Source organism: Amycolatopsis sp. NPDC003731 (assembly GCF_053586895.1).
This window is the reverse complement of record NZ_JBSFNC010000029.1, coordinates 20,523-37,258: the sequence shown is the minus strand read 5'-3', so window position 1 is coordinate 37,258 and position 16,736 is coordinate 20,523. Positions and strand designations below refer to the sequence as shown.

11 protein-coding genes and 1 pseudogene are annotated in these 16,736 nt (G+C 67.1%); 6 read left to right on the top strand and 6 right to left on the bottom strand.

Annotated features, from left to right (window positions below; all coding sequences use genetic code 11):
• The first annotated feature begins 91 nt into the window (after positions 1-91).
• On the top strand, positions 92-703 hold the full coding sequence (locus ACWDN5_RS15095; protein ID WP_449676737.1) for a hypothetical protein: 612 nt from the start codon (positions 92-94) through the stop codon (positions 701-703).
• Positions 704-961: 258 nt separating this feature from the next.
• On the opposite strand, the gene ACWDN5_RS15090 is transcribed toward ACWDN5_RS15095, so the two are convergent.
• On the bottom strand, positions 962-1,648 hold the full coding sequence (locus tag ACWDN5_RS15090; protein WP_449676703.1) for an RICIN domain-containing protein: 687 nt from the start codon (positions 1,646-1,648) through the stop codon (positions 962-964).
• Between the two features lie 921 nt (positions 1,649-2,569).
• Here ACWDN5_RS15090 and ACWDN5_RS15085 point away from each other — a divergent pair.
• Positions 2,570-3,799 (top strand): ABC-three component system protein, encoded by a 1,230-nt coding sequence (locus ACWDN5_RS15085; RefSeq protein WP_449676702.1) that lies wholly within the window; start codon positions 2,570-2,572, stop codon positions 3,797-3,799.
• On the opposite strand, the pseudogene ACWDN5_RS15080 reads toward ACWDN5_RS15085, so the two are convergent.
• Positions 3,790-3,912: pseudogene (locus ACWDN5_RS15080) on the bottom strand (ATP dependent DNA ligase); the annotation flags it as partial. The gene ACWDN5_RS15085 and the pseudogene ACWDN5_RS15080 overlap by 10 nt on opposite strands.
• Here ACWDN5_RS15080 and ACWDN5_RS15075 point away from each other — a divergent pair.
• Entirely contained in the window at positions 3,877-4,020 is a 144-nt protein-coding gene (locus tag ACWDN5_RS15075; protein ID WP_449676701.1) for a hypothetical protein, read from the top strand. The pseudogene ACWDN5_RS15080 and the gene ACWDN5_RS15075 overlap by 36 nt on opposite strands.
• A 76-nt stretch (positions 4,021-4,096) precedes the next feature.
• On the opposite strand, the gene ACWDN5_RS15070 is transcribed toward ACWDN5_RS15075, so the two are convergent.
• Complete coding sequence (locus ACWDN5_RS15070) at positions 4,097-6,415, bottom strand: ATP-binding protein (RefSeq protein WP_449676736.1); 2,319 nt, start codon at positions 6,413-6,415, stop codon at positions 4,097-4,099.
• Between the two features lie 1,069 nt (positions 6,416-7,484).
• Between ACWDN5_RS15070 and ACWDN5_RS15065 the strand changes: the two genes are divergently transcribed.
• The 3 genes from ACWDN5_RS15065 (at position 7,485) to ACWDN5_RS15055 (ending at position 13,187) form a co-directional block, all read left to right on the top strand.
• On the top strand, positions 7,485-8,960 hold the full coding sequence (locus ACWDN5_RS15065; protein ID WP_449676700.1) for a tyrosine-type recombinase/integrase: 1,476 nt from the start codon (positions 7,485-7,487) through the stop codon (positions 8,958-8,960).
• Between the two features lie 1,642 nt (positions 8,961-10,602).
• Complete coding sequence (locus ACWDN5_RS15060; RefSeq protein WP_449676699.1) at positions 10,603-12,789, top strand: hypothetical protein; 2,187 nt, start codon at positions 10,603-10,605, stop codon at positions 12,787-12,789.
• Positions 12,790-12,809: 20 nt separating this feature from the next.
• Positions 12,810-13,187, top strand: coding sequence for a hypothetical protein (locus tag ACWDN5_RS15055; protein ID WP_449676698.1), 378 nt, complete (start codon positions 12,810-12,812; stop codon positions 13,185-13,187).
• A 163-nt stretch (positions 13,188-13,350) separates the two neighbouring features.
• Here ACWDN5_RS15055 and ACWDN5_RS15050 read toward each other — a convergent pair whose 3' ends face one another.
• From ACWDN5_RS15050 to ACWDN5_RS15040, 3 genes are all read right to left on the bottom strand, one after another.
• On the bottom strand, positions 13,351-14,583 hold the full coding sequence (locus ACWDN5_RS15050; RefSeq protein WP_449676697.1) for a hypothetical protein: 1,233 nt from the start codon (positions 14,581-14,583) through the stop codon (positions 13,351-13,353).
• Positions 14,584-14,684: 101 nt separating this feature from the next.
• Positions 14,685-15,248 carry an ATP-dependent DNA ligase gene (locus ACWDN5_RS15045; RefSeq protein ID WP_449676696.1) on the bottom strand — a complete coding sequence of 188 codons (564 nt, stop codon included), beginning with the start codon at positions 15,246-15,248 and terminating at the stop codon, positions 14,685-14,687.
• Between the two features lie 791 nt (positions 15,249-16,039).
• Positions 16,040-16,684: a hypothetical protein gene (locus ACWDN5_RS15040; RefSeq protein ID WP_449676695.1), complete on the bottom strand. Its 645-nt coding sequence runs from the start codon at positions 16,682-16,684 to the stop codon at positions 16,040-16,042.
• Positions 16,685-16,736: the final 52 nt, after the last annotated feature.

The window sequence follows — 16,736 nt, the reverse complement described above, 5'->3', positions numbered from 1 at the left end:
CGTTCGTGGTTCGTGGTGTGGACGGCGGGGCAGGGTGGTTGCCGTGTTGAGCCCGGGCGAGGGACGTGATCCCGTGCTTTCGGCAGTGACCCTGATCGGGGGGATCATCGTGGCGCTGACCTTCTTGTTCGGTTTCGGGAATGTGTTCTCGTTGGCTCTTCGGCTGGGGGTGCCGGTTTGGGTTGCGCCGTTGGTGGCGCCTGCGGTGGATCTGTCGGTGGTTGGGCTGCTGGTCGCCATTCGGTCCCTGTCGATGCGAGGCGCTCCTGTCGAAGTGATCCGGCCGGCTCGGCGGCTGTTGCTGGCCTCGAGCGTGGTGACGTTGGCGTTGAACGTCGCGGAACCCCTGATTGCTGGTGAGGTGGGGAAGGCGTTGTTCGATGCGGTGGGTCCGCTGTTGTTGATCGGTTGGTCGGAGGTGGGGCCGGTCCTGCTGCAGGCGTTGGCCGTCGTATCAGTCGCTGGACGTCCGGCTGGCGTCGCCGAGGCCGCCGACTCAGGCGGCGCTTGGCCGGAGCGGGCAGAAGGTGCGAACGTAGACGCTGAGTTGCTGGATCGGGCGCGGCAAGAGGATCGGCGGCATCGTGAGTTGTATCAACGTCCGGTCTCCGCGGAAAGTCTCCGGAAGGTGCTGGGAGTAGGTGCAGGGAGGTCGCGCGCCTTAGTGAAGCTGGTACGTGCAGAGCACGGTATCTTACCGTAGCAGTCAACAAACTTAGTGTAGTCATCGGCGTTGATGACGCCGTTCTGGCAGCGTCATCCAGAACGCGATGTCGACGTGATCGGCAAAGTCTTCTCACAGTCTCCTGGGGCTGGCCGTGTCGGCGAACGTCCGGTCAGCGGCATGAGCGGCCGCGGCCGTGGCGGCTACCGGCTCGTGTGTGCCTCAGTCGTCATCCGGCGACCGATGCGACCCGTCGCCGCGGCGTCGGACGTTGACGGTCCCGGGGCAGGCGAGGGCTCAACGAGCTTCCGCCATGCGGCCTTGGGGGTGCAACAGCATCCATTGCTGTGAGCTGCGCGAATGGCGGTCCTCGAACCACGGACTCCACCCTCGTGCGGCGTCATGGCCGATGGTGAGGTAGCGGCAGCTGTGCACGGATTGGATCAGGTAACCGTTGCCGTCCGGGCTATCTTCGAAACGCCAACGCTGCCGTGGTTCTTCGGTGGTTTCCGACATCACCGGATGAATGTCGCCGGAAACTTCGAAGGTGGCGTCGAGGACGAGCCCGTTGGCCACGGACACGATCAGCACCTCGCTCTTTTCGCCGATGGCCTCCAGCCGCCAGAGTTGATGCGGTTGGCCATGCGGTGACCACACGGTTACGTCACCTCCGGGCTCAGTACCGATGGGGGTGTCGAGGGCGAACCCGCACGCTCTGTTGACCAGAAGGAAAGGGCCGTCCTTTGACATCTTCGCTCCCTTGAACCGAGTCCGGTAACCGCGCTGTGCAGAGTCGGACTCGCTTCGCGCCCGCAGCGGCGAGACTGGCAGCGCCCATACAGCGACGGCCAACGCACCGATGCCGCCGACCCAGCTCACCCCCTCCACGATGGGGCGCCAGGGGTGGTGCGCGTCTCCGAGCCAGTTCAACAATCCGAAGTGGGTCACCGCCCACGTCACGATTCCGCCGGCAACCAGCCACACCGCGCGACCACTTCGGCCAGCCAAATCGACCCCTACCTGACGACGACATCCGTGTCCTGCCCTAACAGGTCGCGAGCGGCGACCGATTTGCTACACCGAATCGGGCTCGGTTCAGACACGGCCAGACCGACCTGCAGAGTCGGCAGCGGGACGAGATCACGTCGGGGTTGCATAGACATCCAAGAGGCTGGGAGAACCGTCCGCCCATCGGCACGTGCGAACGTAGCGGCAGTCGTCGCGACCTTGAAGCTGTGGGCGAGAAGCCAGAGCGTCCAGGAGCCGGTGAAGAGCGCCATCTCGACGCGGTCCGGTTCGTCGCCGAACTCGGGACGGGGGAACTGGTCCGCCGCCCAGCGCAGGTAGGCCAGCCGCCGTAGCACTTGACGTCGCCACCGTCAGTCTTTACCCGGCATGTATCGCTCTAGCGGGCTGGAGACACGCTCAGAGGCAGAAGAGGACGTTCGGCTCAGCTGTTCGGTGTTTGATCGATGTGTGCGCGGGTGGCACACGATGTTCATGTGCTGAAGGCAAGGTGGGACGTGGTCGCCAGGGCTGTGGTGACGGCCGTGCTGGTGGGCTTGGGCGCGAGGGCGGGCGGCTTGGTCGCCGGGGTCGTCAGGCACGGCCCCTGCGGGGTAGGTGGTGGTGGCCAGGCGTCAGGGCCGAGAACCAGCGCCGCGACATCGACGCCGAACGCGCCGTCGCGGCGATCAAGCAGCCAGCGGCAACGATCTCCGATTGCCTCGTCAACCGTGAGCCTGCATGCCACAAACCGGGGCGGGGACGTCCTGGACGCCTGTCCGCACCATCCTCACGTGCATCGCTGCTATAACGCCGTGTAACACGCGAGTGCCTCGCCACGGTTAACGGCGGGACGGCCGGATCATGTGATCGGCGGGCGACGCGGCGGGGAGGTTCCAGATGGGTGAGCAGATCGACTTGTTCGAGGCATCGGCTTCGGCGGTCGGCTACCTCTATCAGCTCCGCAAGGCACTCTACTTCTGCGTCGAACAGACAGGAGCCGGTCCCGACTGGTCCGTAGCCATCGAAGCGGGCGACGACATCGAGGTCCACGAGGACGCGGGACCGGGCCTCTACCAGCTCAAACACCGCGCCCCGGGGACCAAGATGACTGACAAGGCCACTGACCTGTGGAAGAGCCTGCGGATCTGGGCCACCGGTTGGGCCGAGTCTGCAGCCAGCCAGGATCGCCCCACCTTTTTCCTGCTCACGACCGCCGAGGCCGCCGCGGAGGGCGCTGCTTACCACCTCCGGCCTCCGGGCCCTGGCAGCCCCCGGGACGAAGCGAAGGCGCTCGGGCTGCTAGATGAAGCCCGTCGCACCTCCAGGAACGAGACCAACAAGTCCGCGTACGAGGCCTGGGACAGGCTCACGGCAGACCAGCGTCGATCCCTGCTCGAGCGGATTCGCGTGCTCGACGCGGCGCCTGACATCGACGAGACAACCGAGCGCCTCCAGCGCCTGCTGGGCCTCGCCGTGGGCCACGAACACGCGAAGGTCTTTCTGGAGCGCCTGGACGGGTGGTTCTTCCGCAGGGTCGTCGCCCAGTTGCGCGACCCTGCGTCGGGACCGGTGACCGGCTTGGAGTTCGACGTGGTGTTCAGCGACCGCCGCAAAGGCTTCGGCCCGGACAGCCTGCCCATCGACGACGACCTGCCTGAGACAGGCGGCGCGGACCCCGCCGGCGGAGAACAGGTCTACGTCCGGCAACTGCGCCTCGTGAATGTCGGCGACAGCAGGATCCAGCAGGCGGTCAGCGACTATCTGCGGGCGTTCACCCAGCGGTCGAGGTGGGTCAACGACAACCTGCTCCGGCCGGGTGAGCTGGGCAAGTACGAGAAGCGCCTCGTCGAGGAGTGGTCAAGCCGCTTCGAGGAGATGCGCGAGGAGTTGGGGCAAGAGGCCGCGGAGGAGGCGATCGGCGGCGTCGGCGTGGCTGCTTTCGCTGCCGAGGCGGTGGGCGAGGGGTTCCGCGCGGCGGTCATCCGGCGAGTGGGTGCCGGTGTGGTCTCGGCGGCGACGCGCTCGCGGGCGCGCGGGGCGCGCACCTCACCGGGAGTCCGGTCGTCGCGCAGGCCACGCCAGGCGGTGTGGCGTAGCCGGCCGGCGCCGCGGGTGAACTGGCGGTAGACGACCTCGCCGACCAATTCGGGTTTCACCCAGTGCGCGCGGGCGGTGTCCTCGCGAGGAGGTGTGGTTTCGAAGGGGTGGTTGCGCTGATCGAGCTGCTCAAGCTGGACCAGCAGTTGGGCGCGTTGGGCTTCGCTGAAGCCGGTGCCTTCACCGGACTACGGTGGGTCGGCTCCAACATCGGAAGGATAGGCCCGTTACTTGCTCGTCGATTGAATTGACGATTACAACTGCCGACAGTGTTTGCCGAAACAACAGTGCGGACACAGAACTAGCTAGCAATTTGCGAATTCGCGGTCACTTGTCGGCGCCGATGCGTGCGGTAATTTTGTCGCGAAGATCCTGCGTTTCAGCGATCGCTTTAGGCGCACCCAGTTTGAGGTAGAGGGTGAGCGCCTCCTCGGCTTCGGCGAGACCGCGGTCAAGTTCGCCAGTCGTAATCCGGACCTCGGCGAGATTGCGCAGCGTGTTCGCCACACCCAGGGGCTGGGCGGACGAGCGGTAAATGGTCAATGCGTCGCTGAGGATCGCCGCCGCCGCATCGCTGTCGCCCGCTAGCAGACGAGCCTCGCCGAGGTTCCGCATCGCTGTCGCCTCCCCGAGCCGGTGGCCGATCGTGCGGAATAGGCGCTGTGCGACGACGAGCTGCCTTTCGGCCTCAGTGTACCGGCCGAGGCCGATCAGTGCGGCCGCCAACTGCTGACGGGTGTTGCCCTCCCCAAGCCGTTCGGCGAGTTCTTCGTACATCATCAGCGCTTGTTCGAGCAGCGGTACCGCGTTCTCGTGGTCGTCAGCCAGGGCTCGGACGGTGCCCAGGTCACGCAATGCTTGTGCTTCTCCCGTGCGGTTGCCGACTTTGCGGAAGCCAGCAAGGGCGGCTGTCAGTAGTCGGTCGGCCTCCTCATGTCGATCCTCGGTGAAGCGGAGTTCGCCGAGGTGAAGCGCACCGAGTGCGGCGTGTAGCGGCGCATGCAACTTATTCGTGGCGAGGTCGACCAAGCGGGTCAGGTGCGCGCTCGCCGCTGAATAGTCGCCGACGAGTCGTGCGAGAATGCCGAGCTCCATCTCGCTGTTGACTACGCCTGGCAGATTTGTCGCCATTTCGTGGCTTGCGAGTGCCCGACGCGCGAGGTCGCGCGCCTTCCGGTGGTCGCCGGTCAGCCGGGCCACGCTGCACATGCCCAGGAACACGTAACCGAGCAGGACATCGTCGCTCAGCTTGGTCGCGAGCACTCTGGCGCGCTTGAAGGCCAACTTTGCCTCGTCGAGGTCGGTCATCGTGACCGCGAATGTCCCGAGGTCGGCCTGTGCCCTCGCCTCCTCCATGACGGCACCGGAACGTTCGGCCAGAACGGCAGCGACCTGTTGCAGACGCCTGCCCTCCAGCCACACGCCGTCGTGACGCAAGTAGTAGGCCAGCGAAGAGGCCAGGCGAAAGGTGGTTCTTGCGCCCCGCTCGGCGTCGGCGAATGCACAGGCGAGGAGGTTCGTGCGTTCGGCGCGGAACCACCCTATCGCCTCCTCGAACGCCATCGGCGTCGACGTACTGTCCGCCGGAGTAGGGCGAAGTGCCTCGTCGGCGCGGTCCGCGAGCGAGCAGTAGTGCAGTGACAACCGATCTCGTGCCTCTTCCGGCTGGTCGTCCGGGCTGGCGAGGCTCTTTGCGTAGGCGCGAAGCAGGTCGTGCATGCGATAGCGGCCCCGGGCGACCTCCTCGATGAGGTGGCTCTCATACAGTTCGAGCAGGCGACTGCGCGCAAGTGTTCGCGGGACGTCGAGCAGCGCGCCAGCCGCACCGGCGTCCAGGTCATCGCCGGGGTGCAGCGCGACAGCACGGAACAACGCCGCACATCCCGAGGACAGTGCGTGGTAGGACATTTCGAATGCGGCACTCACCGCCCTGCGGCCCACGGCCAGCTCGCTCAATCGGTCCTGTGCTGCCATGAAGTCAGCGGCTAAGTCGACAACTCTCCACGTCGGATGGTGGCTGAGCCGCCCGGCCAGCAACGCAATCGCCAGCGGGAGCCCTCCGCACGCTGCCGCCAGCATGTCGGCGGCAGCGTCCTCGTCTGGGCCCGAGCCGGTTCGACCGGACAGCCGCAGCAACAGGTCGCGAGCGTCCGCCTTCGGCAACGGCGGAACGTCCAAGGGAACCGCGCCGTCCAGCGCAAGCAACCTACGGCGACTGGTCACCAGCACCGCGCTCCCCGCCGACCCCGGCAGTAGAGGCTCGACCTGTGTGTCGTTCACTGCGTCGTCAAGCACCAGCAGCACCCGTCGACGAGCGAGTTCGCTGCGCCACAGCGCGACACGATCGACGGGATCGGCCGGGATGCGGCGCGGAGTCACGCCTAAGAGCAACAGCAGACGGGCGATCATGTCGTGCGGATCGGCTGGCTGGCGGCCGGCGGTGTGGGCGTGCAGGGGAACGTACAGCTGACCGTCCGGGAACCGGTCGGCGAGACGGCGCCCGAGGTGCACGGCCAGCGCAGTCTTCCCCACGCCCGCCATACCGTCCAGCGTGCGGATCACCAGACCGTCGCCAGCGTCCATGGCCGCCACCAACTGGTCCAACTCGCTAACTCGGCCGGTGAACGACCGTACATCTCTCGGCATGGTCTGCAAGGCAGTGTCCCGCCCCGTTGCGGTCGGTCTCCGAGACGTGGGCGACTGTTCGTGCAGGTCGCGCCACTTACGCTCGTCGAAGCCCCGACCCGCCCACGCACTGAGCAGACGAATAAGGGAGACAACTTCTTCGACGCTGTCCGACCGCGGCGGAACCGGCGTCCTTGGCTGACCGTTCCGGGTCACCGTGCTGGTCCAGGCGCTGATGCGCTGATAGGTGGGGTACCGACCGGGATTAGCGGCCCGCAGTGCCTTTGCTATTTCACGGACGCTGAACGGCTCCCCGCGATCGCTCCGTGCCCGCCTTGCGTCATCCCACAGGGCGAGCAACGCGATCTGGAAGCTAGTCAGTCCGGCTGGCACGTATACATTGTCGCGCAATGTCCGCTGTCCGTTTCGGTGCCAACGCTCGCTGCGCTCATCAGCGATAATGCATGGGTTCGTCCGCTTCGTCCGCTACCGACCTACCTAGCAGCGCCAGCAGCCGAGAGTGGTCGTCGTACGCACGACGAGGAGGAAGACGATGACGGGACGAACCGCCAGGTGGCGGAGACTCAGGCAGGTGGCGCTCGTGGCGATTGCGAGAGGTATGGGTACTGCAGCAGGTACCGCGGCGGTGACAGCCCTCGTTTGGTGGCTGCAGAAACGGTAGGCAGTAGACCGAAGATGGAGGTGGGCCCTGGACGCGACCTGTCCGGGGCCCACTTAACCGCCTAATGTTTCGGCGGGCACTCGTTCCGCGAGAGTTGTAAGAGTTGGTGCCGGCATCGAGCCGGGCGGTCTGGCGGGCGTGTCCTCCGTTAGTCCGGTCAACAGGCCGACGTCGCCGATGTAGATCAGGTCACCGGTATCAGGGTCGTGCCCGCCGAGCAAAAGACCACCGAGGCTGCCCGACAGCCGGTTCTGCCCCGGCCGCCATCCACAGATGATCACCTCGGTGGCTGGATCAGAGCGTGCTTGCACCAGTAGTCCGGGCGCTTGCCCGGCAGGTACGGGGCGCTCAAGCGCTTGGCGACGAGCCCTTGTGCACAGGCGGTCAATGACCGGATGATCTTCGGCCATGATCAACAACGTGTGGACGGTGCAGGCGACGACCGAGGACCTTGCGCGGCCGTCGACGCCGCCTCCGTTCGACGCCGAACTTGCCGGTGTGGATCGTGACGCCTGGTTGCGCCGGGTGGGCTTGGAGCCCGGAACGCCGTTTCTGATCTCGCCGACGTTCGAGTACGACGTCACGTTGAACGACTTCTTTCGCTCGCCCGGCATGCGGGCGAAGGCGGAGACGACGCAGGTCGGCTACGCCCGAGATCTGGCGGCGTTCTTGACGTTCCTGTGGTCGGCGCGCGGTCGGACGTCGTGGCGGGACGCCGTCGAGGACGACCACTTGGCGTATCTGGCGTGGCGGCGCCGAGATCCGGCCGGCCCGATGGTTGCCGGTGCGACGTGGGATCGGGAGGTCGCTGCGGTCGATGCCTTCTACCGCTGGGCGGTTCGGCATGGGCACGTGGTCACCGGTCCCGTTCCGCAGGTTGCCCGCCGGCCGGGGCTGGGCCGCGAGCTGGGGCGGCGCACGCTCGATGAGCACCGCCCGGCCACCTACGCGCACGACACGGTGCGGGAACGGGTCGAGTGGCTGCCGCCGGCGTCCTACCGGTCCTGGCGCGACGCCGGGCTCCGTGGCTACGGCACGGACGGCCTGCCGCGGCGCGACTTTCGGGGTCGGTGGGCCGCGCGCAACGCCACTTTCGCCGACCTCATGGTCCGCACCGGCCTGCGCCTGTCCGAACAGGCTTCCCTGACGGTCTTCGACCTGCCGCGTCGCGGCACGCAAACGACCGGGCACCGCCGGTTCTGGCTACCCGCCGCGATCGCGAAAGGTGGCTCCGCCCGGTGGGTCTACGTCCCGATGTCGGTACTGGCGGACGTGGAGGCTCTTGCCCGCTGGGACCGGTCAGACGTCATTGCCGAAGCTCGAGCGGCCGGGCAGTACGCGCGGTGGAGGCGGCCGTGGGTGGTGACGGACCCGGCGGTGCCGGTGGCCCGGCGTGTCGGGGCGGGCGAGCGGGTGAAGGTGGAGCATCTACAGCCGGCGGAGCGGCGGCTGCTGCTGGTCGAGACCGCTGACGGGCTCGAGCCGGGGATGTTCTGGCTGGGCGAGAGCGGGCGGCCTCTGACGGTGTCGGCCTGGAAGGAGACGTTCTCGACGGCGAACAGGCGGTGCGCGGCCGTCGGGATCGACCTGCGCTGCCACCCGCACATGCTGCGGCACACTTTCGCCGTGGTCACGCTGGAGCTGCTGCAACGCGGACACATCTCCGCGCTGGCCGAGCAGCGGCCGGAGCAGCGCGAGCACTACACCCGGATCTTCGGGGATCCGCTGGACTGGGTCCGGCGCCTGCTCGGCCACCGGTCGGTGACGACGACGCAGATCTACCTGCACATGCTGGCGCAGCTGGAGATGGAGACGCGTCTGGCGTTGGTGCCCGACGGCTGGGATCTGGCCGACCCGCCTGTCCGCGCGGCGGAGACACAGTGACGCCCCGTGGACGGCGGCGCACCTACCCCGGCATGCGCGCCGCGCTGCCCGATGGCTCCTACGACGCCCCGGCCGCGGTATCGGAGACCGGGCGGGGTTCGGTCGTTGTCGAGTTCACCGGCGAGGATGGCCGGCACCGGAGTTTCGACTTCGCTGGCTGCCCACTGCCGGGCTGGCACCGCGACCTCGCTGCCGTCTTGGCGAAACGGGTCGGTCCGGGCGGTGGGTTGCGCACCTCGGCGTCGGCGGTCTCGGGAGCGTGGCGGCCCCTGGTGCTGTTCCTGCAGGCGCTGGCCAACGCGCCAGCGCCGCCGCAGCAGCCGGCGCAGCTGCGGGTCGGGCACGTCCGCTGGTTCATCGAGGACCGGACGCGGCAGCGGGAGCAGCTCTACGGGCTTCGCGAGGTCGAGAACGTGGCGGCGCTACTGCGGCTGGAGCCGATCGCCTCCCTGATCGCGACCGAGGCCCACTCCGCGCTCCGGCAGCGGATCCCGCTGAAGGCCACGGCCGTCGCCGGGTACTCCGACGGGGAGCTGCATCGTCTCGTCTCGGCGGCCTGCGGCGACCTTACGCGGGTACGGAAACGCCTCGTGCTTGGCGAGGCAGAACTGTCCGGCTTGAACCGCCCGGGCATGCCTGCCGGCCCCGATCTCGATCGCGCACGCACGCTGCGCAAGCTGGCGCTCGGCGCAGAGCTGTCCAAGAAGGACAACGTCAAGTCCTTGGCTCAGGCGTTGTTCGTGACCCGCGCGGACTTGCCGGCGATGCTGCTGCTGATGGTCGCAGTCACCGGCTGCAACATCGAGACGATCAAGGAGCTGCCCGCCGACCATCGCGTTGTCGAAGGACGGGCGGTCGAGCTGCGGCTGACCAAACGGCGCCGCGGTCGTGGCCACGGCTGGTCGGAGACCGTGACCTGGGAAATCGGCAAACCCAGCCAGCAACTGGCCCAGCCCGGCGGGCTCTACCTGCTGCTGCACCGGCTGATGTCCCGCAGCCGTGCCCTGGCCGAGGATCCCCGCTGGCTGTGGTCCTGCCGCCACCAGGTCCGCCGCCACCGCCACGACAACCCGTTCCGTGCGTCCATGACCGCCGGCATCGACCTGCTGCCGTGGGCCCGACGTCACCAACTGCTCGACGACGCCGGCGAGCCACTGATCGTCTCGGCCAACCGGCTGCGCACCAGCGTCGAGGTCCGCCGCACCCGCACGCTCGGCGGCCACCTCCCCTCAGCCGCGCGCAGCAACACCGTCCCGGTGCTGTTCCGCGACTACCTGCGCGACGATCCGACCACCATGGACTGGGCCCAGGGCATCACCACCGACGCCATCGCCGACGCCGAGGCCGCGGCGCTCGCCGCGCACCACCGCATCCTGGACGCCCATGACGGCGCACTCACGGTCCTACCCGTGCGGGATACCGACACCGCGGCAACGGCGACCGCCTGGTCCGGCTGCCGCGATCACGAGCATCACCCCGCGACCGGACGCGCGTGCCGCGCCTCGTTCCTCGACTGCTTCCACTGCGGCAACTGCGTGATCACCCGGACCCACCTGCCGCGGCTGCTGGCACTGCTGGACGCGCTCGACGACCGCCGAACAGCCATGGCGGTCGCCGACTGGTGGCGACGCTACGGCCCCGCGTGGTCGGCGATCCGCCACGACATCCTGCCTCGATTCACCCCCGAAGAACTCAAACTCGCCCGCACCGAACCGGCGCCCGACGCGCTGCTCGACCTCGTGGAGGCCCCATGGCATCGCCCCTGACCGCGCACACCACCGCCGTTGTCCCGCCTGAGCTCACTGACGAAAATCCCTTCGTGCTGTCCGGACGCCCGTTGCGGCCGGGGACCGATCTCGCCGCGACCTCGCGCTACGCCGACGAGGCCTGGCAGCTCGGCGCGGCGCTGCTACAACGCCAGCAAGGCCACCAACGGGTGGACTTCCGGCAAATCCCGGACTCCTACATCCCGGCAATCAAGCAGCTGGTCTTCACGATGCTGTCCGGACCGCTGCCGCCGCACGAACCCCGGCCGAAGATCATGTCGATCAAGCGGCACTTCACCGAGTTCATCCGCTTCACCCGCTGGGCCGTGACCCGGCCTGGGCCGCGCCGGCTGGCGGAGATCACGCTGGAAGATCTCGCCGAGTACGGCCAGCATGTTCGCGGCACCTTGCGCGGCGAAGCCAGCCGCGAAGTCGCACTGAGCTCGGTGCGGTTCCTGTGGCGCTACCGCACCGTGCTGCCCGGAGACACCTTGACCATCGACCCGCTCTTCGCCGACGGCTGGGGCAAGAGCACGCGCCGCGCCCGCGGCGAGAACACCACGCCGCGGATCCCCGAGGACGTCATGGGCCCGCTGCTGGCCTGGTGCACCCGCATCATCGAGACCTTCGGCCCCGACATCCTCACCGCACACCACCACGTCCCCGCCCCGCTCTCGGCGCCCTCGCGGACCCGCCACGACGCGATGACCCCGGTTGAACGGACCGCGCGGCTGCACCGCCTGCTCAGCGAGCACCGAACCAGTGGAACGCCCCTGCCAGGATTTCAAGGCCGCCCCAACATGCAGCTGGTGAACATCGCCGCCGGCAACCGCCAGTTCAGCCGACTAACCGCGGCCCAGCGGACGGCGATCGCGGAGACAGCCGCGCTGGTCGGCCTCACCGACGGCCCCGATCTCGACGTGCCTATCACCGCCCGGCTCGACGGACGACCGTGGATACGGGCCATCACCGGTGGATGGGAGGGCCCTTACGGCCGTGAACGTCTCGTCCGGGTCCTGCACACCGCCTGTTACGTCGCGATCGCCTACCTATCGGGTATGCGCGACAGCGAGATCAAGCACATGCGGCGCGGCTGCCTGCGCACCCATCGCGACGCCCGCGGCGAGGCCTATCGGTGGACGATCACCAGCCTCGCATTCAAGGGGGAGCACGAACCCGCCGGTGTGCCGGCGACCTGGGTGGTTGGCCGGCTCGCCGCCGCCGCGGTCGATACTCTCGAGCACCTGCACCACTCGGAGATCGACCTGCTGCTTACCCTCCCGGGCAGGACCGACCGCGCACAACGGCCGCCGCGCGTCAATGACACCAACCTCCTGCTGCGCGATCTGCTGGCCTGGATCCGGCGCTACTGCGCCGACCACGGCCGCGACGACGCCGTGCCGTTCGTCGACGGGACAGCCTGGCAGCTCACCACCCGCCAGTTCCGCCGCACCCTCGCTTGGTACATCGCCCGCCGGCCGGGCGGTGCGATCGCCGGGGCCCTCCAGTACCGCCACCTGAGCATCCGCATGTTCGAGGGCTACGCCGGTACTAGCGAATCGGGCTTCCGCGCCGAAGTCGAAGCGGAACAGGCGCTCGCCCGTGGCGAGCACCTGCTGGCCATGACCACCCAGCACGAACACCACCTGACCGGCCCCGCGGCCGCCGACGCCGCCACCCGGCTGGAGTCCTTCGCCGCCCGGGCTGGGTTCGCCGGCGCCGTCGTCACCGACCTCCCGCGCCTGCGCCGGGTGCTCAAGCGGCACGATCCGCACGTCTACCCGGGCACCTACGTCACCTGCGTGTTCAACCCGGACAAAGCCCTGTGCCGGCCCCGCACGGACGGCGCCGGGGTCGCGCGGCCGGTGCCCGCAGACTGCCAGCCGCTGGAATGCCGCAACGTCGCGGTCACGGCGGCGAACGCCGAGGCACTGCGGGCCGAAGCCGACCGGCTGGCAGCCGAGGCCGCGCGCCGGCCCACGCTGCCGCCCCTGTTGCTAGCCGATCTCACCGCCCGCCAACGCAAAATCATCGCGCTGCTACCGATCACTCCGGAGAGTTGACCGTGCCCCACCGCGTCCCTTTGCCCACTGAGGCGCAGGTCCGCGCTGCGATCGACGCCGCCCGCGGCGAGACCGGCCGGACGCCGAGCGCGCTGGCGCTCGCCACCCGCCTCGGGCTGGCCAACACGACCTTCCGCCGCAACTTCCCCGACGTGTGCGCCGAACTCGCCCGCACGCCGCGTACGGCCGCGGACAGCGGCGCGCTCGACGCGTACACCCGGCTGCAGGAGGACAACGCCCGCCTTCGCCGCCGGGTTCGCGAACTCGCCGAGCACGTCGAGCTTGCCGTCGCCACGATCCAGCGGCTGGCCATCGACAATTCCCGGCTGCACAACGCGCTTGCCGAAGCGCACCAGGTCAAACGCCTGCCGCGCGCCGCGCCGGCCCGGCGCAGCTGAGGTCGACCGCGCGATAGCCGACCGAGCACGGAGGCGTCTTGGCGGAACCAGCGGCGCCGCCGTGCGGCTTGGTCGAGCCGAACGTCATTGGTCGAATGCCCATTCGACGAAGCTCGGGCGGGCTGTCTGGTGGCCGACATGGCCCGTGTACCTGCCGTACAGCTCAGCCGGTGTACCGCATGAATGTGACCGGGCCAACTCTGATCGAGCTTGGGTCAACGAGCCTGCCGCGTTCGTCTGTCGCAACGGCGACCATGTCTGACACCTCGCACGAGTGAGCACCGGCCATCAGCTCGTGCCCCGTGCGGGAATCGCCCGACGCCTTGCCCGCGATCTGCTGGGCTCGGTACGCGCCGGGGTGCACGATTGGGATGCTGCGGGGGATCGGCGGGTGGGCCTGCACCGTTATCTTCCGCTTGACGTTGACGGTGAAGCCGACATGGTCAGGTAGCGGGGTCAGGTGTCGAGCATTGGTCAGCGTGCCCTTTTGGGGCTTGAACCGCTCCCAACTCACCAGGAGTGCCCCGAAGCGGGCCGGTCCCGGACCGACAGGCTCGACAAGCCATCGCGTCTCGTGTCCTCCCAAATGCACCCAGGAGGGGAAGACGCTTCCCGATACGTGCGTGAGAAGCGTTTTTCTAGGCTGGATCCTCCAGGTGATCCTCGGAGGTTGCGGATGGCCGACCGCCATGCCCAAGGCGGCCGACTCATCGAGCAGCCGTCCTACCAGCCCGATGGCTTGGGCGGCGTCATCACGCACACGTTGTTCCTCGGCTTTGGCGCGCTTCTCGTAATGGCGTCCCCGAAAGTCACCTTGCCCTGCGTACTTGGCGCCTCGATCCTCGCCGCGATCGACCAGGCGCTGCTTGGCGATCTTGTACGATTCACGGACTGCGTCGGCGTAGTCGATCGCGGCGATAGTGAGCGCGGCGTTGAGCTGCCCCCAGGCTGCCAGTGCGGCATCGAGGCGCCCGAGTCCGAGCGCGCAGACCATGACGTACCGCTCGGCGGCGGCTGTCTGCAACAGGGTCCGTGCAGCGGCGGCGGCGTCCTCGAACCGTTCGCACGCGCCGATCAACTCGTCAGCGCGCAGGCGTGAGTCGGTGGTCATCGCGACTGTTAGCAGCTTACGCAACCCGGCGGTGATACCGTGTTCGTACCGCTGTTCCAGCACTTCATCCAGGCGTTGCTCTATGTCAGCCAGCCGGCGCTCCACCTCGGCGAGCTGGCTGCTGAGTCGGTTCTCGCTCGTCGCTAGCGCTCCGAATAGTTCGCTGGCCAGCGTGCCGAGTTCCTGCTGCCCGGTCAAAGCGCCGACCACTTGCTGCGCACCGTATCGCCCGACGAGCAGCGCTATGGCCGTTAGCCCCTCCACGACTTCATTCAAGAACTCCAACCGGAACTCCGCAAGCACAAGACGCTGGATGGGTCAACCTCGGAGCAGCTGATACCCCAACCGATCACTTGCATCGAGTTAGGCGGTCAAGCGGTCAACGGCTAACTCTGGCTACAAGAGCCCTTCGTGGCCGGTGGCGGCCACGTGATCGAGCAGGTCCTGCGGGGTGCGGCGATCGGCGGCCAGCTCGGTGAAGGTGAACTGCCGCACGACCGAGATCCGTATGGGGCCGGCATCTCCAAACCGGCCAGTAGGCCACGGCGCTCCTCGTACGGCTGGCGCAGCAGCGACCTCGTACCGAGCTGGAGCAGGTCGAAGGCGAGAAACCGGACCGGCACATCGTCGAACGGTTCGTCGCGGCGCGGGGAGCTGCGATGGGTCTGGTACCGGCCGCGGCGCTCCTGCAGCAGGCCGAAGTCGATCTGCCCGGCCTTGTTGTAGACCACGATCTCGCCGTCAATCACCGCGGGCCGGCCGTCGAGGGCGGGTGCGAAGATGCCGGCAAGGCCGGCGAACTCGTGGGTGAAGTCGATCCCGTTGCGGCTGGTAAGCACCGTGGTGCCGTCAGGGGCGATCTGCATGCAGGCCCGGTAGCCGTCCAGCTTGTATTCATACGCCCACTCCGGGCCGGTGCGCAGCCGGTCGCCGTCGGGCTTGGCCAGCATCGGCGTGATCCAGTCGGGCACGCGAGAGGACGCACGCACAGTCATGGCCGGCCTCCCGAGGTCGAGGGATCATCGCCTGGCTCGACGGTAACTCGACTAGCTGCCCAACTGTGCTGTGTTTGCGCTGGTCAACATCCTGATCGGTGACAGGGGGTGCGGAGCCGAGCGCCGTACGCTGCGGCAGCGTCACGGTGGGGTGAGGTTGCCCGGCTGCCGGTGCAGTGCACGTATTCGCCTCTGCGATATTCGTCAGGGTCACGCGGGTGCGCCTCGGCCTCGTGGCTGTTGAACCTCGTCGCAATCCGAGGCGAACGTCGCGGGGCCGCCGCTGTCGTCATCGCACAGCGACCTGCACCACTGAGGCAACATGTGCCCGGACGACGCGGGGCACTGGGTACCGGCGCAGTGTGCCGTCGACCCCGATGGCGGCGCTGTTCAGGCCGGTCTCCTGGCTGGCGATCGACAGGTACGCAAGCCTCCTTCTTGTGCTGCTGACACAGGCTCAGCGTCGTCCGGATCAGACCAGGCCGACCTCGCTGTTGCAATAGCTTATTGGAAAGGGGTGGGCGAGTCGGCACCAGCACCGAGAATTTGGTGACATGATTCGTGAACCGCTCACAGGTAGGTTCTGTGAGTATTTTCACCCGATGCGGTTGTTAAGTTTGACAGAGATTCGATCGATTCATCAGCACCTTTGGCCTCCAGATGCGAGCCTGACAAGCCAACCTTCCGGCCTACATGCGCCCTAAAAGAGCGGAGGTCCTGTCGTTCTATTCTAACCTAAACTCTCATCAATTATTAGAGTTTGCGCGAGTGATAAGATACTGGCGGACATCGTCATGTGACGACAGGGTTGGGTTGTCCAGTATTCGCTCCATGGTGTAGAAGCGCTTAATGGGAATACTTCCGAAATCAACAAAAAACGCGTACCCTCGAGTATATTTCCCCTTATGGTTGCGATCAAAACTTAGAAGGCCAAAGTTTCTTACGGTTTCTGCGGGGTCGCCGACGAGAGTTCCTTCGCCGATGTGTGCGAGCTGATTATGATCCAGGTCTATTAGCGTCTTAGAGCTCTGCCAGGTAGCGCGAACTTGGTAGCTTGGATCGAAAGCTACCCCGTGATAGTTGTAATCATCGTTGATTGGGTTGTACTCAATGACGGCTATAGCAACTGGTCTTTCAGGCTGGTCTTGTACATCAATCAACCAAGTGCCCTCAAACGCTGCGCGTCGATCAACGAGGCGTCGAAGCGTTTTGAAGCGCAATGGGAGGCGAAGAACCACCCGCTCTACGACGGCTGCCAGAAGTACTCCCAGTATGGCAGATATAACAACGAGGGGCCCGTCCTTCAAGGTTGGACTTTGCAACAATCGTGAAACGCCGAGGGCTGCAGCTGCAGCAACGGCGAAAAAAAACGAGCGAACGGCGGTGGACATGATCCTTTATTCCCCTGCAGGGTCGGAAGTCTGCGGTTTCAATTGAGCAAAA